This window comes from Salinispira pacifica, assembly GCF_000507245.1.
Lineage (GTDB): Bacteria > Spirochaetota > Spirochaetia > DSM-27196 > Salinispiraceae > Salinispira > Salinispira pacifica.
In genome coordinates, this window is record NC_023035.1 from 2,222,482 (window position 1) to 2,248,547 (window position 26,066).

The window sequence follows — 26,066 nt, forward strand, 5'->3', positions numbered from 1 at the left end:
CCTCTGGAAGGTATATATTGCAATATATATTATTTGCGCTGAGAGTTCAATTTCTTAGAAGGCGGAAGCTGTAAATTCGAAAATAATTTTGATGGGAAGGGGTATTCTAAATGATTTCTTCACCCAAAATCCTATGTCTATATAACGAGGCTGTAGAAAAAGCCTGCTGCGGCCTCTCTTCATTTTATGCCGGTTCAATATTTTTGGGAAAGTGCAAAATTCTAAATACCATGACTGTTATGATTAAATCCTTTCATTACCCCGTTTCCTATCGTTCCCTGCTTCCTTCATTTACATGTGGAACATTTTTCATTACCAGCATAGTTTCAGCTTTCCAATATTGTGTACCAGGCAAAACAAACGCCATTGGGTACTCACCTTTTTTAGCCCTCGTAAAGTGAAATGATTAAGTCCTTTGGTGCTTCGCAGATGGCCAAACACCGGTTCCACGGTTCCCATACGCCTGGAATACATCGTCCTTGAGGTGGCCGTATCGAATTTCTCTTTAGCCATATTGAGGAAATCCGGACCTTCAATACTCCGGTGAAAGAAGGTTACCTGACGAAATGGAGTTTGAGGATTTCGAATGCATTTATCTCGAAGAGTACATTCGCGACAGACTTTTTCTATCCCTCTGAATCGATCTCCCGTGTATTTCCCATCTTCTGCTTTATAATTTTTCATATTCAACCGGAGTGGATGCCCGGCAGGACAGCTGGCTGTGTGCTTTTTATGGTTATAGTGAAAGTCTTCCGGTGCAAAATATTTTTTACTGTGAACCGGTCGCCAGTTGGCCGTTTTCTTTTTATGCTCTCCTGACGATTCAAAGCGCACATCCCGGGACCGAAATTTATTGTCGGGGATGTATGTATCAATTTCATGCTCTATGCAGTATTTCATGTTTACTTCATTGTGAAATCCGGAGTCTGCGGTGATGGCTACAGTGTGGACAATATCTTCAGATATCCCTGCATCCTTGCACTGTTTTTCCAGGTCCTGCAGGATCTGTGGTAAATGGCCGGCTTCATTAATATCACCATATGCATCGGCCCACACGACTATCTGATTTTTGTCATCTACCGCGGCAATTCCATTGTAGCCCTGAATAACACCATGTGAAGAAAGCATTTTTGCACTTTCATTATCAGTGATATTACTCTTCACCGCTTTGCCCGATGCACCCATGCGGTCATTGTGTTCACTCAGCCAGCTCTCGATTTTATCAGCCTTGGCACTCAGCTTTTCTATTGCAGCAGTTTCTTTCTCCAGGTCTTTGTTTTTCGCGCCGTGCAGATCTTCATGCTGATGCTTACCTACCAGGAAGGATATTGATTTCCGTATCTTCTCAACTTTCCGCACGAGGTCGGCCTTGGTACCGCTCCACTCTTTTGAACAATTAGATGAAATCTTACAGCCATCGATGGCGAACATTTCCTTGCCAATGAGATTTTCTGAATAACAGATGGCCAGAACCTTAGTGAATAGATCAATACACTCTTTATCCATAGACGAAATAAAATCTGCAATGGTTGTGAAATGCGGATGAGTATCCGCAGATAACGCCATACAGACAATATTCTCATCACAAAACCGGGCTATTCTTCGGCTGCTGGTAATTCCCCGTGAGTATGCAAAGAGAATGATCTTCAGAAGAACCGCGGGGTCAAAAGCCGGGGCTCCAGTTTCCTCATTCTGAAAGCGATCATAAAAGACTGAGAGATCCAATTTCTCACTAAACAAGACATGAAGGGTGTATTCAAAGGTTCCAGGCAAAATCTGCTTGGAAAGTGTAATTGGCAGCATCAGTTGCTGATCGTATGAATAGTCCTTGAACCGGGGCATTTTTCCCTCCCATGATGAGCAGGTTCAGTGCGATTGCAAAATCCCGGCTCGCCTAATGAAATTTTACCATGGTTTTTCTGGTACTAGAAGAGGACTTTTTCTACAGCCTCAACAACGAGTTGAGCGGCGAGCCGTCAAATTGGCGTGAAAAATGCTCAAGCGAAGCGAAATGCATTTTTCATGCCAATAGGCGAGTCCGTCTCAAACTCCTTGTTATATGTACTTTTTCATTTTAATTCATATTTTTAATTTATTTCAATATCCTGATTTTTATCTTGTTTCTTTTTCCCTTTATTTGTCACAAACCGGGCATATTATTTTTTTGTTCTCTTTCATATTATTTGTATTGATCATCATGAATCTGTAATGCTTAGAAATGCTCGTGCCTTTGAAAAAATTTATTTTTCTTACGGGTGGCTTCAGCGCAGGCTTTTATTTTCTGTATCTGTAGGGACGTTTGACCAGGTTAGAATTTATTTTAATTTCTTTGTATTTCCCTTCACGAAGATGGGATTGAAAATTTGAAACCTTCCGATGCTGAACCATTATTTTATTTTTGAAAATAAATGAGCATCTGCGAATCATTTTAAATTTCATTTTTAAGTGTTCAATTTTGGTTCGCTGGAGAGCATTTTTATCTGCATTTCACAGCAGTTTTCAGGAATGAATTTATTTTTATTTCCTTTCTCAAAAGCCCCTTCTTTATTCCTCGGGAATTCTTTTCCATGGAAATGGTGAGCCACATTTATTTTATTAATTTATGCATGTCACTTTTCTCAGGTAGAATTTTCCAGCTCCTGAACAACAGTGCACATTAATTTTTTTTTATCTTCCCCACTCTCAAATTTGTAAAAGATCAATCATTCAGCTTGAGTGCATATAACGACCGCTTGAGCCGCGAGCCGTAATTGGCGCGCGTTCTTGCGAACGCAAGAACCGTGACAATAGGCGAGTCGGTCTCAAAGCGCTTGTTATGCAGCAATCCAGCCTACTCTAATGGGAGAATTGCAAATACCCATTGAGCAGCCGTCCCTCTATAAAGTTGAATTATTGTAGATTATTGGGAATCCTGCAAGTCATTTTTCTATTTCTACCTCAAGGGAGAATTAACATTAATCCCGATAGCGAGGGAAAAGTCCAACAAGATCTCGGAATTTATGTTCATCCCGGAATTATGAACCAAGGGAATTAATTTTTGTAGAGATGATGGAATTACTTTTCGATGCCGAATTATGATCCGGCCCGGATTCCACATTCATAAATCGATGGAGAAAAGAACTCCATCCATGAGTTACTGAATCATTGGACAGATTCAGGAATTTAAAAACGAGGGAATTACCAGGAATTAAAGTGCCTGGGAGAAATACAACTCCGGCTATTTGTCTGTATAACAACGAGTTGAGCGGCGAGCCGTCAAATTGGCGTGAAAAATGCTCAAGCGAAGCGAAATGCATTTTTCATGCCAATAGGCGAGTCCGTCTCAAACTCCTTGTTATATGTACTTTTTTATTTTAATTCATATTTTTAATTTATTTCAATATACCGAGTTTTATCTCGTTTCTTTTTCCCTTTATCCGTCACAAATCGGGCATATTATTTTTTTGTTCTCTTTCATATTATTTGTATTGATCATCATGAATCTGTAATGCTTAGAAATGCTCGTGCCTTTGAAAAAATTTATTTTTCTTACGGGTGGCTTCAGCGCAGGCTTTTATTTTCTGTATCTGTAGGGATGTTTGACCAGGTTAGAATTTATTTTAATTTCTTTGTATTTCCCTTCACGAAGATGGGATTGAAAATTTGAAACCTTCCGATGCTGAACCATTATTTTATTTTTGAAAGTAAATGAGCATCTGCGAATCATTTTAAATTTCATTTTTAAGTGTTCAATTTTGGTTCGCTGGAGAGCATTTTTATCTGCATTTCACAGCAGTTTTCAGGAATGAATTTATTTTTATTTCCTTTCTCAAAAGCCCCTTCTTTATTCCTCGGGAATTCTTTTCCATGGAAATGGTGAGCCACATTTATTTTATTAATTTATGCATGTCACTTTTCTCAGGTAGAATTTTCCAGCTCCTGAACAACAGTGCACATTAATTTTTTTTTATCTTCCCCACTCTCAAATTTGTAAAAGATCAATCATTCAGCTTGAGTGCATATAACGACCTGTTGAGCGGCGAGCCGTACATGGCGCAAAACTTGCCTGGCGTAGCCAGAAAAGCAAGTTTTGTGACATAGGCGAGTCCGTCTCGAACAGATTGTTATGCACCTCTTATAGTTCGTTTGATAGTGTTAGCAATCCTATCACTTAGTTTCTTTCTTAATCCTAATAAATTGAATCCAAATAGTATATTTAGTATTCCAATCAAGGCACCACCTATTCGTATAACTAGTCGAACAATCCAATTTGAGGGAGGAACATTTTCTGAAAAATAAAATCCAAGAACTACAATAATTGCTAATAATATGACAATAAACCAAGAAACTGCAGTACCAATCCTTGAAGCAATTAGTTCAATATTCGAATTGATATTTGAAAGATTCTCAGTGGAGTTGTTTAGATCCTTCTTTAAAACTTCATTTTCTGCCTTGAAAGGTTCATATTCGCTTGCTGTTTCATTTCTTGCTTCAGTCTTTATTTCTTCAAGTATTTCTTCTGGCGTTTTATCATAAAAATTTTCATGATCACCAGAAGTGCGTTCATTTAGTTTTTCGATTACAATTTTATGAGTTCGAAGGAAATAAAATTCATTTTCAGAAATAATATCTTCGTTCTTTAATCTTTCGATTTTTTCAAGAAAAAGTTCGATGAGTCGCTCTTCTGGTTCTAAGTAATCCTGACACTTAGCAATCAGATTAAGTCTGTTGATATTTTTTGTTTGAATGGGATTTTGGAGCCATAATATTGTTCCCAAAAACACATCTGTAAAACAAGCGTGGATGTTATAATCTTCAAATTCCTCTTTTTCAAAATCAAAAGAAGCAAATGCTAAGCCGGAATTGGTAGTTAGAAAAATATATTTAGCTCCAGCAAGGCTTACCGGGGAATCTCCTTTGCGAAGGCGAAAAATATTTGAGATTGATTTTACATCCTTTAAAACTACTGCACGTTTTTTCCAGTTCTCTGATACATGATTATAATTTTTGTATGAATCGTGGATGCATTTGAATAATTTTTCTTCATTTATTTGATGGTCCACGTATTCGTTAGGATCGACTTCTATATCGTACTCAATTTTTTCCTTATTTAATTTTGTATTTACTTTTGAAATAAAGAGAGATAATGCAGCACTTGTATATTCCTTAGCTACAAAATACTTAAGGGCAGGACTTGCAAGCTTTGGATCGTAAGAATCATCTTCGATATATCTTTGACAGTCATTAAGTATTTGCATGGTTTCTTCATATGTATGCTTAAAAATACATATCTCGCCACCATGACTTTTAATTAATGAAAACAGTTCTTTGAATGCATTTTCTTTTTCTATTCCTTCGACCCCAATATATTTGAGTATAACTGGAGTATCGATGAAAATTTTTACCTTTTTTAATTTACCCTCGAAGTTTTCAATATTTTCAAAAGTAATTAGGTTTACTACTAAAGAGCTGACTGTTAAGGAAATTAATTCTTTAGCCAATGGACTGTTTAGTTCAATTAGTTGATCAATGTATTTGCCAATATGATTCTTTTCAGTTTTCCGAAGCTTTATATCTGCAAATCTCACTCCTTTTTTATAATTAAGCAATATTTGGTAGCTATAGTCGTCAAGAAATGCAAGAAATATTTTGTAGACCTCCTCTACAGTAAGCTCTGGATTAAATTGAGCAGTCAGAAAACCATGCAAATCCTGGATGAGTGGTGCAGAATCATGTTCATAAGATGATAAGTCTTCAAATTGCGAAAGATCTCTTGCAACATGATGTTTACGATTTTGAATAAAAATCATTTTTCGTTTTTTACAGCGATTAAGAATTGAAATAACTGCATGGTAAGGTATTGGCAGGTTATGAATTTCTAAAAAATCATTAACTATTAAATGTGGATCTATTTCCGAATAATTTCGAGTTTGGAAAATGTCCTTCATAAAAGGGAGGAATAGTTCAATATAATCCTTTTTTGCTTGTTCAAGCATTATTGAGAGCGCAGAAAGACTATTTAGCAACTTTTGATTCTGATTCATCTTATCCCTCATTTTAAAGTGTGCATAACAACGAGTTGAGCGGCGAGCCGTTAAATTGGCGTGAAAAATGCTCAAGAGAAGCGAAATGCATTTTTCATGCCAATAGGCGAGTCCGTCTCAAACTCCTTGTTATATGTACTTTTTCATTTTAATTCATATTTTTAATTTATTTCAATATCCTGATTTTTATCTCGTTTCTTTTTCCCTTTATCCGTCACAAACCGGGCATATTATTTTTTTGTTCTCTTTCTTATCAATTTTTTTGATCATCCTGATTTCTTACTGTTTTGAAATGCTTGTGCCTCTGAAAAATATTTACATTTTTGTTGCATGCAGTTGGCTCAGCCAATTTCATTTTTTGCATTTGAAGGGCTGGTCAAACCTGGATCGAATTTATTTTAATTTGCTTATATTTTCCTTCACGAAGATTGGTATGAGAACTTTGCTTTCCTGATGTGGAACCGCTATTTCTTTTTTATGAATAAATGAGCATCTGCGAATCATTTTAAATTGCATTTTTTACTTTTCAATTTTGGTTCGCTGGGGAGCATCTTTATCTGCAATTCACAGCAGTTTTCAGGAATGAATTTATTTTTATTTCCTTTCTCAAAAGCCCCTTCTTTATTCCTAGGGAATTCTTTTCCATGGAAATGGTGAGCCACATTTATTTTATTAATTTATGCATGTCACTTTTCTCAGGTAGAATTTTCCAGCTCCTGAACAACAGTGCGCATTAATTTTTTTTATCTTCCCCACTCTCAAATTTGTAAAAGATCAATCATTCAGCTTGAGTGCATATAACGACCGCTTGAGCCGCGAGCCGTAATTGGCGCGCGTTCTTGCGAACGCAAGAACCGTGACAATAGGCGAGTCGGTCTCAAAGCGCTTGTTATGCAGCAATCCAGCCTACTCTAATGGGAGAATTGCAAATACCCATTGAGCAGCCGTCCCTCTATAAAGTTGAATTATTGTAGATTATTGGGAATCCTGCAAGTCATTTTTCTATTTCTACCTCAAGGGAGAATTAACATTAATCCCGATAGCGAGGGAAAAGTCCAACAAGATCTCGGAATTTATGTTCATCCCGGAATTATGAACCAAGGGAATTAATTTTTGTAGAGATGATGGAATTACTTTTCGATGCCGAATTATGATCCGGCCCGGATTCCACATTCATAAATCGATGGAGAAAAGAACTCCATCCATGAGTTACTGAATCATTGGACAGATTCAGGAATTTAAAAACGAGGGAATTACCAGGAATTAAAGTGCCTGGGAGAAATACAACTCCGGCTATTTGTCTGTATAACAACCGCTTGAGCGGCACGCCGTTAATTGGCGTGGAGTTTGCCCGCCGCCAGGCGGAAAAGCAAACTCCATGACAATAGGCGTGTCCGACTCGAAGCGCTTGTTATGATTTCAAAATCCCCATATTGTTAATTCAATTTTTATAATTTAAATTTCAAGAGTTATCTTGATCGAAATAGTTCTCAATAATTGATTTTAACTCTAGCATGCTTACAATAAAGTGCTGAGCTTCTGATGAAGTGAGAGTATACTTCTTTCCAATTTCCTTTTCATATCCGGGAATTTTCTTTACGAAATCTTCATCGATTACTCCTAAATTGTGTTCGTATAAATGTCTGACTTGGAACATTTTTAAAACAAAATCAAAATTCGAGTGTTGTTGCTGGAGCAATCCATCTAGTGTTTCATTCAATGCATAAAAATTTTGAAATAGATTTTTTATTCTGGAATGAAAAAGCTCTGGCCTAATTCTCCTGAGTTCTTTTCCCAAAGCATCAAACGCAGAGATACAATCGGATATAATATGCTTAAAGGAATCCTCTTTAATTTCTGCAGAAATATCGGGTTTTAAGAATATATCTAACTTCTTTTGCGCCGTATCTATAGATTTCGAAAATATCAAAAAAGCATTAAGATTCTTACAATCAGGACAGCGAGCAAAAACTCCGTAAACAGCAAATTCTAAACCACAAGAATTGCATGTGACCTGAGTTTCTAGCTCTTCTTCATTGTAGTAGCTAATCGGAAGTTTCGAGGCGAAGTTGTCTTTTGTCACCTTAAACTGTATAAAACTATTTCGTGTTTTTCTTTCTAAATCTTTAAAGGACTTGGTTAAATCATCAAGCGCTGGGCGAAGAATTTTTTCATAAACATTATTTAGGGCTACACTTTTAGCATATTCCAATTGTGCAGGTGTCCAAAATGTATCTGCAGAACCTTCGTATTCACAATATGGACAATGACAATAATCTGTCGGTAACCCTGTTCCAGGCTTTAATTTAAAATATCTTTCACATTCTAGACATTCTCGCCCAAGCATTCCATTTTCATCTTTAGGTATATCTACTTCTATGCTGATTTCATCGCTCATCGATAAATCTCCATTGATAATCATAACGAGGCTGTAGAAAAAGCCTGCTGCGGCCTCTCTTCATTTTATGCCGGTTCAATATTTTTGGGAAAGTGCAAAATTCTAAATACCATGACTGTTATGATTAAATCCTTTCATTACCCCGTTTCCTATCGTTCCCTGCTTCCTTCATTTACATGTGGAACATTTTTCATTACCAGCATAGTTTCAGCTTTCCAATATTGTGTACCAGGCAAAACAAACGCCATTGGGTACTCACCTTTTTTAGCCCTCGTAAAGTGAAATGATTAAGTCCTTTGGTGCTTCGCAGATGGCCAAACACCGGTTCCACGGTTCCCATACGCCTGGAATACATCGTCCTTGAGGTGGCCGTATCGAATTTCTCTTTAGCCATATTGAGGAAATCCGGACCTTCAATACTCCGGTGAAAGAAGGTTACCTGACGAAATGGAGTTTGAGGATTTCGAATGCATTTATCTCGAAGAGTACATTCGCGACAGACTTTTTCTATCCCTCTGAATCGATCTCCCGTGTATTTCCCATCTTCTGCTTTATAATTTTTCATATTCAACCGGAGTGGATGCCCGGCAGGACAGCTGGCTGTGTGCTTTTTATGGTTATAGTGAAAGTCTTCCGGTGCAAAATATTTTTTACTGTGAACCGGTCGCCAGTTGGCCGTTTTCTTTTTATGCTCTCCTGACGATTCAAAGCGCACATCCCGGGACCGAAATTTATTGTCGGGGATGTATGTATCAATTTCATGCTCTATGCAGTATTTCATGTTTACTTCATTGTGAAATCCGGAGTCTGCGGTGATGGCTACAGTGTGGACAATATCTTCAGATATCCCTGCATCCTTGCACTGTTTTTCCAGGTCCTGCAGGATCTGTGGTAAATGGCCGGCTTCATTAATATCACCATATGCATCGGCCCACACGACTATCTGATTTTTGTCATCTACCGCGGCAATTCCATTGTAGCCCTGAATAACACCATGTGAAGAAAGCATTTTTGCACTTTCATTATCAGTGATATTACTCTTCACCGCTTTGCCCGATGCACCCATGCGGTCATTGTGTTCACTCAGCCAGCTCTCGATTTTATCAGCCTTGGCACTCAGCTTTTCTATTGCAGCAGTTTCTTTCTCCAGGTCTTTGTTTTTCGCGCCGTGCAGATCTTCATGCTGATGCTTACCTACCAGGAAGGATATTGATTTCCGTATCTTCTCAACTTTCCGCACGAGGTCGGCCTTGGTACCGCTCCACTCTTTTGAACAATTAGATGAAATCTTACAGCCATCGATGGCGAACATTTCCTTGCCAATGAGATTTTCTGAATAACAGATGGCCAGAACCTTAGTGAATAGATCAATACACTCTTTATCCATAGACGAAATAAAATCTGCAATGGTTGTGAAATGCGGATGAGTATCCGCAGATAACGCCATACAGACAATATTCTCATCACAAAACCGGGCTATTCTTCGGCTGCTGGTAATTCCCCGTGAGTATGCAAAGAGAATGATCTTCAGAAGAACCGCGGGGTCAAAAGCCGGGGCTCCAGTTTCCTCATTCTGAAAGCGATCATAAAAGACTGAGAGATCCAATTTCTCACTAAACAAGACATGAAGGGTGTATTCAAAGGTTCCAGGCAAAATCTGCTTGGAAAGTGTAATTGGCAGCATCAGTTGCTGATCGTATGAATAGTCCTTGAACCGGGGCATTTTTCCCTCCCATGATGAGCAGGTTCAGTGCGATTGCAAAATCCCGGCTCGCCTAATGAAATTTTACCATGGTTTTTCTGGTACTAGAAGAGGACTTTTTCTACAGCCTCAACAACGAGTTGAGCGGCGAGCCGTCAAATTGGCGTGAAAAATGCTCAAGCGAAGCGAAATGCATTTTTCATGCCAATAGGCGAGTCCGTCTCAAACTCCTTGTTATATGTACTTTTTCATTTTAATTCATATTTTTAATTTATTTCAATATACCGAGTTTTATCTCGTTTCTTTTTCCCTTTATCCGTCACAAACCGGGCATATTATTTTTTTGTTCTCTTTCATATTATTTGTATTGATCATAATGAATCTGTAATTCAACAAAATGCTCGTGCCTTTGAAAAATTTATTTTTTCTTGCGGGTGGCTTCAGCGCATGCTTTTATTCTCTGTATCTGTAGGGATGTTTGAGCAGGTTAGAATTTATTTTAATTTCTTTGTATTTCCCTTCACGAAGATGGGATTGAAAATTTGAAACCTTCCGATGCTGAACTATTATTTTATTTTTGAAAATAAATGAGCATCTGCGAATCATTTTAAATTTCATTTTTAAGTGTTCAATTTTGGTTCGCTGGAGAGCATTTTTATCTGCATTTCACAGCAGTTTTCAGGAATGAATTTATTTTTATTTCCTTTCTCAAAAGCCCATTCTTTATTCCTCGGGAATCCAATTCCATATAGTTGGTCAGCCCAATTCATTTTATTAATTTATGCATGTCACTTTTCTCAGGTAGAATTTTCAAGCTCCTGAGCAACAGTGCGCATTAATTTTTTTTATCTTCCCCACTCTCAGATTTGTAAAAGATCAATCATTCAGCTTGAGTGCATATAACAACGAGTTGAGCGGCGAGCCGTCCATTGGCATGCGTTTTTGCGAAGGCAAAAACCATGATCAATAGGCGAATCCGCCTCAAACTCTTTGTTATGTTCCGATTTTTAATATTTCCATCAATTCTTTGTTTATAAATATATTCTCATTTCCTATTTTATATAATTCTAAAATTCCTAAATCTGAGAGAGTATGCAGATATCTTGATGCAGCTTTTCGTTCGACATTAAGTTCTCTGGTTATAAATTCAATTTTGCAGTATGGATGAAGAAATAATGATTCAACTAGCTCTTTTGAGTAGATTTTATGTGCATCTGTTTTAATCAATTCAATTGTTGAATCCAGACTGGACCGTATTTTGCGTATCTTTTTAATGGTATCAGTTGCAGTCAGTTCAATTCCCTTCAATATGAATACTATCCATTCCTCCCATTCATTTGTTTGAGTAACTTTTAATAAAAGCTCATAGTATCTTTTCTTATTTCTTATGATATAGGAGCTTAAATACAATATAGGAATTTCTAAATATCCATTCAAAATCAAATAGAGTATATTTATTATCCTACCAGTCCGACCATTTCCATCATAGAAAGGATGGATGGATTCAAATTGATAATGCAGGATAGCCAACTTCGTTAAGCTTCCTTCACCTTCATGTATATATTTTGTAAGATTTTCTAATAATGATCTAATTAAATCGTTGTTCTCTGGTGGTGTATAAATCACTTCATTCGTCTTATCGTTAATTAACGCTGTACCGGGATTAGATCTGATCCCAGCTTCATTTTGTACAATAATTTTTTGCAGATCGATTATATCATTTACGGATAGTAGATTTCTCTTCTGGATTTTCATAAATCCTTCATACAATGCTTCTCGATAATACAAAACTTCTTTCGTGGCAGGGTCAATTTTCTTTGTTGTGACGGATACAGCCTTATATAACTCATCTCTTGTAGTAATTATATTTTCAATTTCAGAACTGTCTTTCGATTCTTGCAAGACTATTGCATTAATTAATATTGATTGGTTAGGAATTATATTTGCAATTCCTTTTAATTCAGAGATAGCTGAGACAGCTTGATTTTCAGCTTTTAATATTTCTATGACTCCCCTGAAAAAAGGTAGGGAATTCCCAAAATTTTGTTGATAGGGTAAAATTCCGCATCGGGGGGAGCGGATGTTTCGAAAGAACGAAGGACATAAGCAGCAGAGAATGTTTACATCGGTGGACCAACTTCCTGAGACTGCAAGAAAACACCTTGAACAGTCCTGGGCACAGGTTTTCTACCATGAATATTTCTGCAGGATTAACGAGGAGGTCTTCTCCGTTCTCTACAGTGATAAGCATTCACGGCCCAACACGCCTATCAATATTCTGGTAGGCTTTGAAACCCTCAAATCCGGATTCGGCTTAAGTGACGAGCGACTCTATGATCATTTCATGTTTGATCTGAAGTTCCGCTACGCCCTGGGCTTGAAGGACTTTGACGAAGGAAACTTTGAGCTGCGTACTATCTACAACTTCCGCTCAGCGGTGAGTGCCTATGAAGAGGAACACAGGGTTAATCTGATTCACAAGGCAAGTGAACAGATAACCGACGAGCAATTGAAACAGTTTCAGATAAAAACCGGCCTACAGCGGATGGATTCAACCATGGTGCAGAGTAACATCCGCAAGATGAGCCGTCTGCAGCTGTTGGTAGAAATCATCCATCGCTTTTACCGTATGCTCAGTGAAGAAGAACAGAAAGCGTATGAGCAGCTGTTTGCCAGGTATGTGAAAGAAGACTCCCTGCACTATTGCTGCCGGGTGAAACGGGACGAGATGGACGGGCGACTTGAGCAGCTTGGAAAAGATCTATCGACTATGCTGGAATGTTTTGAAGACGTGCACGGAGATGAAAAAGCGTACCAGCAGGCCTTCAGGGTTTTTGGTGAACACTTTCGTTTTGAACAGGAATCTATCGTTGTGCGAGAAAGTAAAGAACTCGGTGGTAGCACCTTGCAGTCTCCTGATGATGAAGAGGCCACCTTCAGGACGAAAAGCAGAGAAAGCTCCCGGGGGTATGGTGCAAATATCACGGAAACTTGCGATGAAGATAATAATCTCCAACTCATCAGCAGGGTAAGTGTGGCGCCAAACATAACCGATGACCAGCAATTTCTGGCCGAAGATATTGAGAACCTGAAAGAGCGGGAGGGAATCGATGAAGTGTATACCGATGCGGGGTATACGGGAGAGGCGGCAGCCAAGGCAACAGCAACATATCAGGTAAGCCAGCACGTGAGTGCCATCAAGGGAAGGAAAAAAGAGAAGACGAGAGTGGGCCTGGAAGATTTCACCGTCACTCGAACCAGTGAAGGAAAGGTGACTGCTATCATCTGTCCAAATGGCCAGGGCGGGGAGCTGCGGGAAAGTAAAAAAGCAGCAGACCGCTATACCGCCGGGTTTTCTGCCGACGGCTGTCAGGCTTGCCCCTTTGTCAACCAGTGCCCGGCAAAGCGGCTGAAAAAGCGACCAAGTTATGTTCTTCATTTTACTGCGACCGATTTGCGGGTTGCCGCCACCAGGAAGCAGGTAGCAGAAACAGGAAAAGAGATTACCAATAAGCGGGCATCAATAGAGAGTACCGTTCGAAGTGTTATTCACCCCTTTGGTGGCCATCTCTGTAAACTACCAGTGCGGGGCAGGCATCGGGTTACCACCATGATGGTCTTGAGTGCCATGATGGTTAACATTCGCAGAATCAGGGGATACCTGTTTCCCGAAGATGGGTCAAAACCAATTCCGGATGGATATGCACTCTGTTAGAAGCGAAAAGGGGAAAGGGAAAGCCCTTCGGGGTGGGGGTACAGATAAATAGCCGGTAAAGAAAGTGGCGGGGGCCCTCCCATAGGGTTATCTCCCCCTATGGGGCTGGATTCCCCGACCAATTTTTCCGGGTTTTTTTGAATTTACCATCAAGCTTTTTTCAGGGGAGTCTTCTATTGTTTCTGTTTTTTCTTTTGGAGGTGGAAGGAATGGTAAATCATTATAAGCTTTCTTCGGGTCAAACATTTTATGTACCAATAATTCAATTTTAGGTACATACTTTTATTCTATGTACCATTTTTTTCTATTTGCGTACATTTTAATTCATGTATGCACCAAAAATCAATATTTGGGTACAAACACACATTAATTTTGCGTGAACATAACAACGCGTTGAGCAGTTTTTTCGGCCTGAGCAAAGCGAAGGCTTGGTGCGGATTTTGCCGCCGGCAGGCGAGCAAAATTCCGTGCCAAAGGAAAAACCTGTCTCGAACGCCTTGTTATGTGCTCACTAACTGAATTCAGTTTTAAAGTGAGTATATTTTTTTATACTTATATTATTTAACCATTCAATTTTACGTTTAATATCATTTAAGATGCCGAAATTATTTTTTTCTGTGTAAAAAATGTCAACATACGGTAATCCAGTGATTATAAGTCCATCAAATACATCAGAATCTTTTAGCTTGTCTCCTTTATTTTGATATTTTTCATAAAGAAAAAATGCTTGTAGATAAAGCGTCTTTATATCTTTAATATAGTCATTATCCATATATTTATCAGTCAATTTTAAATGTTCAGTCGGTCTTAGTAGTGATAGTTGAGTTACAACGTAGTCATTAATAAATTCTTTTAATAATTTTTTATCGCTGTTTATCATAAATTTATAAACATTTGATATTCCAATTTTTTGATCAGTCCGAAGTTGTTCGACAATTGCCCGAAACTCTTCTGAATTGAAATAAAATTTCATTCTTTTTGAGTCTTGAAGACAAACCTGACTTAGCGAAAATAATTCTGGTGGAGTGTGATTATTATCTATTAATATTTTGAGTTCATTATCCAGGAGCTGGTTAAAGGGTTTTAAGATTATAAAATGATATTTTAGAGATAGATCTATGAGCTCTTCAATTAAACCTTGATAACTCGATAATTCAACCAGAGTCATGGCTGGCAAATAGAATACATAATCATCTGGAACATTTTTGTGTATAACCGCAATATCACCTTTGAGCCAGTCGCTAATTATATTTGTGTCTAGTAGTACTCTAATGATCTTACCTCGATGCACATAACATATTCTATCCCAGATTTATTTTGTTAATCAATTCAGAAATAATCTTTTTATCATAAAGAAGGAATAATATCCAATATTGATGGTTTTCTACCAATTTCTTCTGCTTATATTCATTAGCAATCAATCATTCAGATGAATCCTCCGGTGTTTATAGAGTCAGCGTCAATGAATAACCAAGGAGGCTGGAAAATGTATAAAAACATTAATCCTGAATTTCGAATACTTCTGAAAAAACTGTACAAGGTTGGAGACAAATTTCTAAAATATTATGAGCATTGGGTATGGATGTTCAATAATTATCGAATGAGTGGCCTGGTTGACGGGGATTTCGAGACACAACTTGAATCATGGATTGAGTATATGGCACCGCATAAGGAGGAATGGCAGCTCGACCAGGCCAGAAAGGCTGTAAGCATCTATCGACGGCATTTTCTTTCGAATGATGTAAAGTACGCCGGTTCTCAAAATCAAACCGGCAAGACCTGCGAAAAATCTACGGTAAGCAAAATTGCCGACAATTCCGGCAAACAGGAACAGAGCACAGCGTCTGAAGAGGAGAACAATCGCCGCTCTCCTGCAGAAGGATCTTCCATTGATGACTGGTTCCAGCTTGAATCCGAGGCAACCAGGGAACTGCGTTTGCAGCAGAAATCATACAGCACGGAAAAGGCATACCTCTACTGGCTGCGCTATCTAAAGTATCACACCAAAGAAAAGCCTGTTTCAGAATTGTCTGAGCAGGACGTTCGCGACTTTCTCACCTATCTATCTGTGGAGAAAGGAATCGCAGCCTCAACCCAGAAACAGGCTTTCAACTCCCTGCTGTTTGTGTACCGGTACATCCTACATATCGATATAAACGATCTTCAATCGGTTATCCGGGCGAAAAAAAAACGCAGACTCCCTATCGTGCTGTCCCTGGAAGAGATTTCGAAAATTGTGGGGAGTATGGTTCCGCCATATTCACTTATGTGTAAAATCATATATGGAGGCGGGCTGCGGCTGAATGAATGTGTGAATTTGCGAGTGAAGGATGTACAGCTGAACGAATGTGTTCTGACTGTACGCTCCGGGAAGGGAGATAAGGACCGTCAAACCCTGCTCTCCCAATCGTTAATTTCAGATCTCGAAAAACACATTAATGGTATACGGGCGTTATTTGAGCTTGACCGGAGAGAAAACCGTAACGGAGTGGCATTGCCGGGAGCACTGGAGCGGAAGTATCCGGATGCCGGGAAGGAATGGGCGTGGTTCTGGCTGTTTCCGGCACAGAAGCTGTCGGTGGATCCAAGGTCTGAAATTGTCCGCCGGCACCATATATACCCGGGATCACTTCAAAAACGCTTTAAAACCGCTCTGGGGGACAGCGGCATTCCGAAACAGGCGAGTGTACACAGCCTGAGGCACAGTTTCGCCACCCATCTCATTGAGAACGGCTACGATATCCGGACAGTCCAGGAACTTCTGGGTCATTCAGATGTATCAACCACCATGATCTACACCCATGTGGCCACAAAGAATAAACTCGGAGTGGTAAGCCCGGCGGATCGGCTGTAATTATCAGTCGGTTGCAATTAACAAGCCAAGGCGCAACGACCCCGAGCCGGGGCTATGGAGCCCTCACATGGACATTTCCATGCTACAGATAAAATGCAACAACCGTCATTATCCCGATAAAAACAATCTCGAAACCGGTGTTAATCATAAACACCTGCCTGTTTGTTTCCCCCCACAGAACGGATTTAACTGTATTTGCTATGCCGAAACCAAGGTATACAACTGCAGCGAGAATCAGTGCAAACCCCAGTGAGGAAACATCCACCAGATTCAGGAAAAGGTCCAACGCATATCCGAAAATGAATGCAAAAAGCAGGGAATATGCATAGCCGGAACCTGCGGTCTTCTGCATCTCATCCATCTTTTTCTTATCATCCGGGTCAATACCCATTCCATTCATCCAGGCTTTTCCAAAAAGCGGTCCGTACCAGAGCATTCCGAGGACCATATTAAGGCCGCCGGCGATGAAAATCACCCAAATATTAACATTCAACATGTACAACACCTCCTATAGTCTTGTGTCAGCTGTGTTTTGGCATATTCTTCGCATACTCAGTAGCATCGATAGTCTCCGGAAAATCGCTTAGTGTTAGGGGAACAATACTCTTACCCAAACTGCTCAGCCAATCACGGGCATTATCCAGATGATAAAAGACCTCCCAGCGGAACACATCCTCCACACCATTGTATTGTTTGCGCAGTATATATTGGATAATTGATAAAATCTCTGGCCGGGTAATGTATGCTATGTATAACGCACGATAATACTTTGCCAATTCAATGCTCAATTCTTGGAGACGATCTGCCGTCCTGGGCGTCTGGAGTCCCCATTCGGTACAGTTGAACACCACGGTCTTTTCCTTGTCGGGTTTTTGAGCAACCCGTTGAGAGAGGATGTTGGAGTATATTTCCGCACACTGGTAATTCCAGGATCCGCTTAGACTTATCAGAGTGACATCTTCGCGGAAAGCAAATGAAAAGGCACCATGGGGCGGTTGCAATCGTTCGGCCATTTTCAACTCTCCGAATAGCCAAAGAATACTCCATTTGCGGTGGGAAATCAAAATATACGTTAGTTATTTGCTAATCATTTCCGCCGGACCATTTTCTCTTCCTCATACCATCGTCGTTAATTTGCTACTCTGTATTTCGTTCATCATCCTCCATTAGAATGCCCTCGGTTTCTACTGTAACTGTGGAAAATACTCCGTACTGACGGCGCACTGCAGAACCTGTGGGTGCCCTTCCACTACCCTGGTTTTCAAATACATCAATTTGGACGATCCGATCAGGGTCTGAGTCCTCATTGAGCATTCTTGTATAATCATCCGGATATTTTTTTATAAGGGATGTGATGGCGCGTTCAAGACTTGATACATCCTGGTCGGTCATAATTGACGGATCTGCGAACATTTCCCGGGTCACCCCGAACTTGGCGTAGTAGTTCAGGTGCTTGTCCGCAGGAATTTGATAAATTCCATCCCGAATATCGCCGTAAACAGGTTCCGGCAAACCGTTGTTCGCATACTGTACAATCTGTCGCGAGGCGGGTTGGCAGGATAATAACAAAAGCACCAGAAAAATCGTTGCGATAACACCGCCATTTACTGTGTTCATTGCGCACCTTCCGATAGTCGTCAAAAAAAAGCCATTGATGATCAAATGATTCATAATCACGAATGTGTTTTGAGACTGTATATACACGTTAATTTGAAAGAGGAAAGATATGCAACATAAAGAATCGAATCTGGTATGACCAATTTTAGTTATTCAGTAAAATCAGTAAGGCAAAATACCGGAAGACTTATATGCGAAAGATTTTTCGCCCCATCCCTGTCATTTTGCGCTCGCCGGCTCGCGCCGAGGCCTCCGCTTCAAGTCCCATCATCTCATATACAAAAAAAAGGACCACAACCGATGGATGTGGTCCTTTTTTCGTGATGGGCGAAGAGGGACTTGAACCCCCGACATCCTGCTTGTAAGGCAGGCGCTCTCCCAGCTGAGCTATTCGCCCGTACTTATGCCGGCTGCCGAACTGCTGATCTCAGGTGCCTCTGAGGCAGCTCTCTTAGCGACGAGGAAGAACATACCAGAGGCGGGTGAGTGTTGTCAACGCTCTTTTACAATTTTTTTGAAGTTTATTACATTGTGTATGCTTGTGCTCGCGTGGTAGTATCCTGAGGAAAATGCTGCGAATCAGCTGGAATTTTTCATGTGATTTCGGGTTCCCCGACGGGGGTTCCGGTTTCAGCACAGCCTATTCTTTTCATCCTGGAGTTGTACAGATTATGAGTTCAGAACATATCAGAAATATCGGAATTATGGCCCATATTGATGCGGGCAAGACAACCACTACAGAGCGGATTCTTTTTTATACCGGGAAGAGTCACCGGATTGGTGAGGTGGACCAGGGTTCTGCCACCATGGACTGGATGGCCCAGGAACAGAATCGGGGCATCACCATTACCTCTGCCGCCACAACGTGTTTTTGGAAGGATTATCAGATTAATATTATCGATACTCCCGGCCATGTGGATTTTACCGCAGAGGTGGAGCGTTCTCTCCGCGTGCTTGACGGTGCCGTTGCGGTATTTTGTGCAGTGGGTGGTGTTGAACCCCAGAGTGAAACGGTGTGGCATCAGGCTGACAGCTATGAGGTGCCCCGCATTGCTCATGTAAACAAGATGGACCGAATCGGTGCGGATTTTTACGCCGTGCTGGATGAAATGCGCAGCAAGTTCAAGTGTAATCCTGTGGCGCTGCAGATTCCCATCGGGGCCGAGAATGAATTCGAAGGTGTTATTGATCTGATACGGATGAAGGAACTGCATTTTTCCGGTCCCGAAGGGCGTACGATTGACGAAAACCCGATCCGGGAGTCCATCGCCGGACAGGCCGCAGAGTATCGGGAGAAACTTCTGGATGAACTGAGCCAGCATTCGGATCAGCTCACGGAGCTGTTCCTGGAAGGCCAGGATATTCCGGAGGATCTGATTCAACGCGTACTCAGGGATCAGACCCTTGCCCAGACGCTCATTCCCGTCACCTGCGGAGCATCGCTGCGAAATATCGGCGTACAGCCCCTTATGGACAATATCATCTCGTATCTCCCCGAGCCTACCGACCTCCCCCCCATCCCGGGCCGTCATGTGAAGAAGGACGAACGGGTACTGGTTGAGCGAAGCATTGAGGGTGACCCCCTTGCGCTGATTTTCAAAATCCAGTTTGACCCCAATGCCGGGGCAATGTGTTTTTTCCGGGTGTACTCCGGCGAGTTCACGTCGGGAAAAGCGGTCTACAATATCAGCAAGGGCAAACGTGAGCGGATCAACAGAATTTACCGAATGCACGCCAACAGTATCGACCAGGTGGACAGCATCAAGGCCGGAGATATCGGGGTGATTGTGGGGTTCAAACTTGCCCAGACCGGAGACAGCATCGGCAGCGAAGGGCATCAGGTTCTGCTGGAGCAGATGCATTTTCCCGAGCCGGTAATATCATCCGCCATTGAACCCCGAACCCTCAGCGACCGGGATAAACTGAAGAACACCCTGGACCTTCTGGCCCGGGAAGACCCCACCTTTTTCTGGAAAGAGGATGACGATACCGGTGAACTGATCATCCGGGGAATGGGCGAGCTGCACCTGGAGGTGATGACTACCCGGATCAAGGACGATTACAAGGTGGAGGCCAAGATGGGCAAACCCCAGGTAACCTATCGGGAGAGCATTTCCGCCGAGGTCACACACAGCGAGAGTTTCTCCAAACTTGTGGCCGGCAAGGAGCAGACCGCCGGTGTAACCATCCATGTGAGCCCAGCAGGACGGGGCGGTGGGAACTCAGTAACATCAGCCATCAGCGATGATTCCATTCCCGGGGAAATGAAAGCCGCCGCCATGCGCGGGCTTGAGACCAGCCTGGGTGGAGGAATTCATTTCGGTTACCCCTGCATAGATATCAATGTGAAGCTTCTCAGCATGGATTTCGATCCCGAAACATCCACCGAATTTGCCTTCGAGGCTGCCGCCAGTATGGCCTTCGACAGGGCAACCAGCGATGCATCGCCGGTGATGCTTGAGCCGGTGATGAAGATCGATATTATTGCTCCCAAGGAGTTCATTGGAGACGTGGTTTCCAGCATGACCAAGCGGGGAGGCATTGTTCAGGAGATAGAAAGCCGGGCCAGTGTTGAACATATCCATGCCCAGGCGCCGCTGGAAAAGATGTTCGGCTATTCCACCGGCCTTCGAAGCATCACCCAGGGCCGGGGAACATTTGCCATGGAGTTCAGCCATTTCCAGCCTCGAAGCTGATCCGTGGACTGATTCGTGGGTTGAGCAGGATCGGCTGGGGAAAAGGCTGGATGTAGAGTATTCCGGAAGACGAGGAAAAATCGATGGGAGAAACCGGAGCCGCCGGTGACGGCGGTACCAAAGACCGTATTCTCAACAGTTCTCTCAGTCTGTTTGCAGATAAGGGGTATGCCGCAGTTTCCGTGAGTGAGATCTGCAGCAGCTGCGGCATTACCAAGCCGAGTTTGTACTATCATTTTCAGGGGAAAGAGGGGCTGTTCAGGTCAGCGGGAGAGTATGCGCTGGAGCTGTTCACTAACGCGTACGGGGGAGCGTTCATCTATTCCGGGGATATTATTTCCGGAATCCAGGGGCTTTTCACCGCCTTCCACCGTTTCAGCGGAGATTTTCCGGAAGCACACCGGCTGCTGTTCGCCCTGCTTTTTTCAGATCCCCACAGCCATGAGAGGCGGCTGGGCGGTGCATCGGCCGGAGAACTTCGCAAGGCCATAGAAACATTTTTTCAGGCCGCCGCCGCGGGACATGGCAATCTGAATAATAAACTGAGCGTACTGCCCATGAACTTTCTCGGCACGGTGTGGGCGTTCACCCGGCTATCCTCCCCGGATGCCGGTGAGCAGCAGCTACAGCTGGCAGCCAAAACTTTTCTACACGGGGTGTTCTCATGACATGCCGCAGGGGCTGCGCCGCATGCTGCATAGCACCCTCTATTTCCTCCCCCATCCCGGGTATGCCCCGGGGAAAGCCAGCAGGGGTTCCCTGCATCAATCTCGATGAAAATTTGAACTGCCGCATTCACGGCACAGCAGAGTATCCTGTTGTGTGCAGAAACCTTCAACCCCGCCCTGATATGTGCGGAGAATCCCGGGATCAGGCTCTCCGCTATCTCACCCGCCTTGAACAGGAAACCCTGCCCCCGTCATCCTGAAAAAGCGGCACGTGTTTTTATCGGCGGGAAATTGCCATGACTATTGACTATACCTACCGTTCGGTATATGTTTGGATAGTGATTCGAGAATGCTGCTGCACCGACTCCCGCCCGGTGTGGGCAGCTTGCCCGGTCTTTACAGACCGTGAAAAAATAGGAGAGACTATGTTGATGACACAACCTGCGCTTGCCCGGCATGAAGGGCTGATTTACCATGTATTTCCTCTGGGGCAGACCGGAGCGGCGAAAAGCAGCCGGGAGGCGTTCAGTACTGCCAAAAACATCCGGGAATTTGCTGGCTGGATTCCCCATTTGAAGGATATAGGTGTGGATGCGGTGCTTTTCGGCCCCCTCACCCACTCCGGCAGCCACGGATACGACACGGTGGACCTTCTTTCAATTGATCCCCGTCTGGGCACCCGGGAGGATGTGAAGTGGCTGTTTGACCGTCTTCATGAGGCTGATATTGCAGTGGTTCTTGATGCGGTGTTTAATCATGTGGGAAGGGAATTTTCTGCCTTCCGGGATCTTGCTCAGCGCAGGGAGGATTCCCCCTACCTGAACTGGTTCAGCGATGTGAATTTTCAGGCTGACTCACCGTTCGGCGACGGATTTTCCTACGGGACCTGGGACGGGCATGCCTCTTTGGTTAAACTGAATGTGCTGAATCCCGAGGTTCAGAAATATCTGTGGTCCGCACTGGAGTTCTGGATTATGGACCTGGGTATCGACGGATTGCGGATGGATGCCGCAGATGTAATCTCCCCGGAAATCTGGCCTCTTCTGAGAAAAACCGCAGACGACATGTACAGGAACCGGACGGATGCCGTGGGCAGACCTCCGTTTACCCGGGAAGGATTCTGGATTATGGGTGAAATGGTGTTCGGAAATTATGCCGATATCTGCGCACCGGGAATGCTGGACAGCATCACCAATTATGAACTGTACAAGGGCCTTCACAGCAGCCACAACGATGGAAATTATTTCGAGCTTGCGTGGACGCTGAAGCGGCAGTTCGGCGAACAGGGCATCTACCGGGACCTGAAGCTCTACACCTTTGCCGATAATCACGACGTGAGCCGCATCGCCAGCATCCTGGACCGCCCGGAACATATCTATCCCCTGCATATTCTTCTGTTCACCGTTCCCGGCCTGCCTTCCCTCTACTACGGCAGCGAGACCGGTGTTCCGGGCAGTAAAGGCAGGGACGATTGGGAGCTTCGCCCGGTCCTGGACCACTCGGAGCTTCAGATTCACGGCAGCCACGGGGACCTCCTCTACGAGATCACCCGCCTCCGGGAGATCAGAGCCAGGACCCCGGCTCTCAGAGACGGAGAATACCGGGAACTTTCGGTGGATCACCGGCTGTTTGCCTTTTCCAGAGTACTTTCGCCTGAGAATTCCCATGGTGAAGCGGGCGACGAGTGCATAGTGGCGGTGAACTCCGACGAGAGTACCCGGACGCTTTCCATTCCCGCTGAGAGGCTTCAGGGAAGCCGTTACCGGGATCTTCTCAACGGAGGCGATGTTGTGCAGATCTTCACCCGGGAGGACGGCTTGAGAGTTCTTGAGCTGCCGGTTCACCCTTGCTGGGGTGCGGTCCTTCAGCGGATCGAGTAAGAGTTTTCCCTCAGGGCCCCGCTCCGCAGAGGCCCGCAGCAGATGCCCGGTGCCGGCCAGCAGCAAACGCACCCGGTAAAGGTCCGGCGCCGGCCCGGAAAAGCCCCCGGGAAATGTGCTTTCATCAAAATCTCATATTCCGGGATTTTTCATTTGACAGCAGTATGAAACGGGTGGAAGATTTATGTAACATCATGTGACTTTGCACCTGCGGAATGCGGGTCTTGTGCATCTCTATGAGACCCGCTGGTGGGGTACGCCGGCGGGTTAAGAATTTATCCCTCTTTTCTGGTTCACCCCCGCCCACAGCGGTGTGCAGAAAAGGAAGGGATTATGAGTTTCAGGACCGAAGACATCAGGAATATCGCGGTCGCTGGCCACGGCGGTACGGGGAAGACAACCTTTGTTGAGAACCTGCTGTTTGACGGCGGCGCAATCGACAAGCCGGAGACAGCGGAGTCGGGAAAATCCGTCAGCGATTTCACCGATGAAGAAATTTCCCACAACATGTCCATTCACACCTCCCTGTCCCATATTTTCTGGAAGGATCATAAGATCAACATTTTGGATACTCCGGGTTCAGCGGATTTTGTGGGTGAGGTGGTAGCTGCCTTCAGAACCGCCGAAAGCGCAGTAATCATGGTGGATGCCGAAAGCGGTGTGCAGATTGAAACCATCAAACTGTGGCGTCGCCTTGAAGCACGGGATGAACCCAGAATTGTTTTTATTAATAAGATGGATAAGGATCGTGCGGATTTTAACCGCAGCATTGAAGATCTGGAACAGAAATTCGGAAAGCAGTTTGTTCCGGTAACCATTCCCATCGGAAGCGGAAGCGACTACAAAGGGATTATCGATCTTATTCACATGAAAGCATATCTCAGCCCCGGAAGCGGAAAGAAGTCCAAGCCCTCGGATATCCCCGCCGAGCTGAAGGAGATGGCCCAGGAATATCATGAAAAAATGGTTGAGGCGGCGGCCCTGGGCGATGATGATCTCACAGAAAAATATCTGGAAGAAATGGACCTTACCGTTGACGATGCCATCAAGGGCTTAACCGAAGACCTGGTGGAAGGAAAAGTTGTTCCGGTTTTCTGCGGCTCGGCACTTCTGAACAGCGGTATAGCGGCTGTTCTGGATTTTCTGAATATTGCAGCTCCCGCACCCACGGGGATAGATGAAGTACGTTTCGACCTTGAGAAGAAGGAGCATCATACCCCCATCTCCCAGGAAGGAGAGTTCAGCGGGTTCTGTTTTAAAACCAGCATCGATCAGTATGCGGGCAAACTCAGCTTTATCAAGGCGGTTACCGGCTGCCTTTCCCCGGACCAGGAAGTGTACAATATCCGGGAACGGAAGAAAGAGCGGATCAGTAAAATTTACATGAGTCTTGGTAAGAAGCTTGAAGAAGTGGACAGCCTCTGCGCCGGCGATTTGGGCATCATTTCCAAAATCCCCAGCGCCCACACCAACGATACATTCAGCGCAGAGGATCATGAACTCATATATAAACCCCTGCAGCTGCCCCAGCCGGTTCACAAGCTTGCCATCAGCGCCGGAAGCAAGAAGGATCAGGATAAGCTGGGCGAACAGCTCCAGCGGGCTGCGGAAGAAGATAAAACGCTTTCCCTGAATTTTGACAGCGAAACCAAAGAAACCGTGTTCTCCGGAATGGGTGAGCTGCATCTGAACCTGATTTTCGAAAAAATCAAGGCGGCCACCAAGATCGAGGTTGTTACCAAGACACCACGGATTGCCTACCGGGAAACCATCACCCGGCCTGCAGAAACAGAATTCACCCACAAGAAGCAGACCGGCGGTCACGGTCAGTATGCCCGGGTGAACATGCGCTTCCGCCCCCTTGAGCGGGGTGAAGGATTTGTTTTTAAAAATGTGATCCGCGGAGGATCCATCAGCAAGGGGTACATGCCGGGTATCGAGAAAGGGCTGCTTGAAGCCATGGAGGAAGGTCCCCTGGCAGGTTATCCCGTTGTGGATCTTGAAGCTGAAGTGTACGACGGAAAAGAGCATCCGGTGGATTCCTCGGAAATGGCCTTCAAAATGGCGGCAAAGGGGGCCTTAAAAGAGGCGTTTGAAAAAGCGGCGCCCAAACTTCTGGAACCCTTCGTGGAACTGCATGTGTTCGTGGAAGATCAGTATATGGGAGATGTACTCAGCGACCTCAGTTCGAAACGCGGTCGGGTTCATGCCCAGAACGATCTGGGCGGCGGTATTATGGAGATTGTTGCCGAAGTGCCCCAGGGTGAACTGATGCGCTATTCCATCGATCTGCGCTCAATCACCAGCGGAACCGGAGGCTTTGAGCTTGAGTTCTCCCACTACGAGCCGGTGGCCGGAAAAATCGCAGATAACATTATTGCGGAAGCCAGGGCCCTCAGCGAAGAAGAATCGTAAGACGCAGCGGATGAATTGCAGCGCCCCCGGGGTCTCAAGGCCTGAGGGGGCGTTTTATATTGTGTCAGTCTTTCTTTTCAGTGTTTCTTTTCCACTGT

At 43.6% G+C, this 26,066-nt stretch carries 17 protein-coding genes and 1 tRNA gene; 7 read left to right on the forward strand and 11 right to left on the reverse strand.

Features of this window, described 5'->3' with window-relative positions:
- Nucleotides 1-312: 312 nt before the first annotated feature.
- The 5 genes from L21SP2_RS09875 to L21SP2_RS09900 all read right to left on the reverse strand — a co-directional run bounded on the left by L21SP2_RS09875 (nucleotide 313) and on the right by L21SP2_RS09900 (nucleotide 12,205).
- Nucleotides 313-1,842 carry a transposase gene (locus tag L21SP2_RS09875; protein ID WP_024268355.1) on the reverse strand — a complete coding sequence of 510 codons (1,530 nt, stop codon included), beginning with the start codon at nucleotides 1,840-1,842 and terminating at the stop codon, nucleotides 313-315.
- Nucleotides 1,843-4,103: 2,261 nt separating this feature from the next.
- Nucleotides 4,104-6,023, reverse strand: coding sequence for a hypothetical protein (locus L21SP2_RS09880; protein ID WP_024268361.1), 1,920 nt, complete (start codon nucleotides 6,021-6,023; stop codon nucleotides 4,104-4,106).
- 1,462 nt (nucleotides 6,024-7,485) lie between these two features.
- On the reverse strand, nucleotides 7,486-8,421 hold the full coding sequence (locus L21SP2_RS09890; RefSeq protein ID WP_024268363.1) for a hypothetical protein: 936 nt from the start codon (nucleotides 8,419-8,421) through the stop codon (nucleotides 7,486-7,488).
- 193 nt (nucleotides 8,422-8,614) lie between these two features.
- Entirely contained in the window at nucleotides 8,615-10,144 is a 1,530-nt protein-coding gene (locus tag L21SP2_RS09895; RefSeq protein ID WP_024268355.1) for a transposase, read from the reverse strand.
- A 972-nt stretch (nucleotides 10,145-11,116) separates the two neighbouring features.
- Entirely contained in the window at nucleotides 11,117-12,205 is a 1,089-nt protein-coding gene (locus L21SP2_RS09900; protein ID WP_425277215.1) for a Fic family protein, read from the reverse strand.
- Here L21SP2_RS09900 and L21SP2_RS09905 point away from each other — a divergent pair.
- Nucleotides 12,204-13,838, forward strand: a complete 1,635-nt coding sequence (locus L21SP2_RS09905; RefSeq protein WP_024268226.1) for a transposase — start codon at nucleotides 12,204-12,206, stop codon at nucleotides 13,836-13,838. The two genes, L21SP2_RS09900 and L21SP2_RS09905, sit on opposite strands and share 2 nt — an antisense overlap.
- Nucleotides 13,839-13,925: 87 nt before the next feature.
- On the opposite strand, the gene L21SP2_RS18595 is transcribed toward L21SP2_RS09905, so the two are convergent.
- Nucleotides 13,926-14,084 (reverse strand): hypothetical protein, encoded by a 159-nt coding sequence (locus L21SP2_RS18595; protein ID WP_169730460.1) that lies wholly within the window; start codon nucleotides 14,082-14,084, stop codon nucleotides 13,926-13,928.
- 265 nt (nucleotides 14,085-14,349) lie between these two features.
- Nucleotides 14,350-15,129 (reverse strand): type II toxin-antitoxin system VapC family toxin, encoded by a 780-nt coding sequence (locus tag L21SP2_RS09910; protein WP_024268366.1) that lies wholly within the window; start codon nucleotides 15,127-15,129, stop codon nucleotides 14,350-14,352.
- A 195-nt stretch (nucleotides 15,130-15,324) separates the two neighbouring features.
- On the opposite strand from L21SP2_RS09910, the gene L21SP2_RS09915 reads away from it, so the two are divergent.
- Nucleotides 15,325-16,692: an integron integrase gene (locus L21SP2_RS09915; RefSeq protein ID WP_024268368.1), complete on the forward strand. Its 1,368-nt coding sequence runs from the start codon at nucleotides 15,325-15,327 to the stop codon at nucleotides 16,690-16,692.
- A gap of 82 nt (nucleotides 16,693-16,774) precedes the next feature.
- Here L21SP2_RS09915 and L21SP2_RS17290 read toward each other — a convergent pair whose 3' ends face one another.
- The 4 genes from L21SP2_RS17290 to L21SP2_RS09935 all read right to left on the reverse strand — a co-directional run bounded on the left by L21SP2_RS17290 (nucleotide 16,775) and on the right by L21SP2_RS09935 (nucleotide 18,706).
- On the reverse strand, nucleotides 16,775-17,188 hold the full coding sequence (locus L21SP2_RS17290; RefSeq protein ID WP_024268369.1) for a DUF1761 domain-containing protein: 414 nt from the start codon (nucleotides 17,186-17,188) through the stop codon (nucleotides 16,775-16,777).
- 25 nt (nucleotides 17,189-17,213) lie between these two features.
- On the reverse strand, nucleotides 17,214-17,705 hold the full coding sequence (locus L21SP2_RS09925) for a hypothetical protein (protein WP_041401466.1): 492 nt from the start codon (nucleotides 17,703-17,705) through the stop codon (nucleotides 17,214-17,216).
- Nucleotides 17,706-17,829: 124 nt separating this feature from the next.
- Nucleotides 17,830-18,309 carry a hypothetical protein gene (locus L21SP2_RS09930; RefSeq protein WP_024268370.1) on the reverse strand — a complete coding sequence of 160 codons (480 nt, stop codon included), beginning with the start codon at nucleotides 18,307-18,309 and terminating at the stop codon, nucleotides 17,830-17,832.
- Nucleotides 18,310-18,633: 324 nt separating this feature from the next.
- Nucleotides 18,634-18,706 (reverse strand) — tRNA-Val (locus L21SP2_RS09935).
- 274 nt (nucleotides 18,707-18,980) lie between these two features.
- Between L21SP2_RS09935 and fusA (L21SP2_RS09940) the strand changes: the two genes are divergently transcribed.
- The 5 genes from fusA (L21SP2_RS09940) (at nucleotide 18,981) to fusA (L21SP2_RS09960) (ending at nucleotide 25,968) form a co-directional block, all read left to right on the forward strand.
- A complete protein-coding gene (fusA, locus tag L21SP2_RS09940; protein ID WP_041402750.1) occupies nucleotides 18,981-21,005 on the forward strand; it encodes an elongation factor G in 2,025 nt (674 codons plus the stop codon).
- Nucleotides 21,006-21,088: 83 nt separating this feature from the next.
- Complete coding sequence (locus L21SP2_RS09945) at nucleotides 21,089-21,673, forward strand: TetR/AcrR family transcriptional regulator (protein ID WP_024268372.1); 585 nt, start codon at nucleotides 21,089-21,091, stop codon at nucleotides 21,671-21,673.
- Nucleotides 21,670-21,933, forward strand: a complete 264-nt coding sequence (locus L21SP2_RS19140; protein ID WP_041401468.1) for a YkgJ family cysteine cluster protein — start codon at nucleotides 21,670-21,672, stop codon at nucleotides 21,931-21,933. Before L21SP2_RS09945 ends, L21SP2_RS19140 begins: the two co-directional genes overlap by 4 nt.
- 165 nt (nucleotides 21,934-22,098) lie before the next feature.
- The gene (locus tag L21SP2_RS09955; RefSeq protein ID WP_169730462.1) at nucleotides 22,099-23,553 is read left to right on the forward strand and encodes an alpha-amylase family glycosyl hydrolase; all 1,455 of its coding nucleotides are present in this window, start codon (nucleotides 22,099-22,101) and stop codon (nucleotides 23,551-23,553) included.
- Between the two features lie 333 nt (nucleotides 23,554-23,886).
- Nucleotides 23,887-25,968 carry an elongation factor G gene (fusA, locus tag L21SP2_RS09960; protein WP_041401470.1) on the forward strand — a complete coding sequence of 694 codons (2,082 nt, stop codon included), beginning with the start codon at nucleotides 23,887-23,889 and terminating at the stop codon, nucleotides 25,966-25,968.
- Nucleotides 25,969-26,066 lie beyond the last annotated feature (98 nt).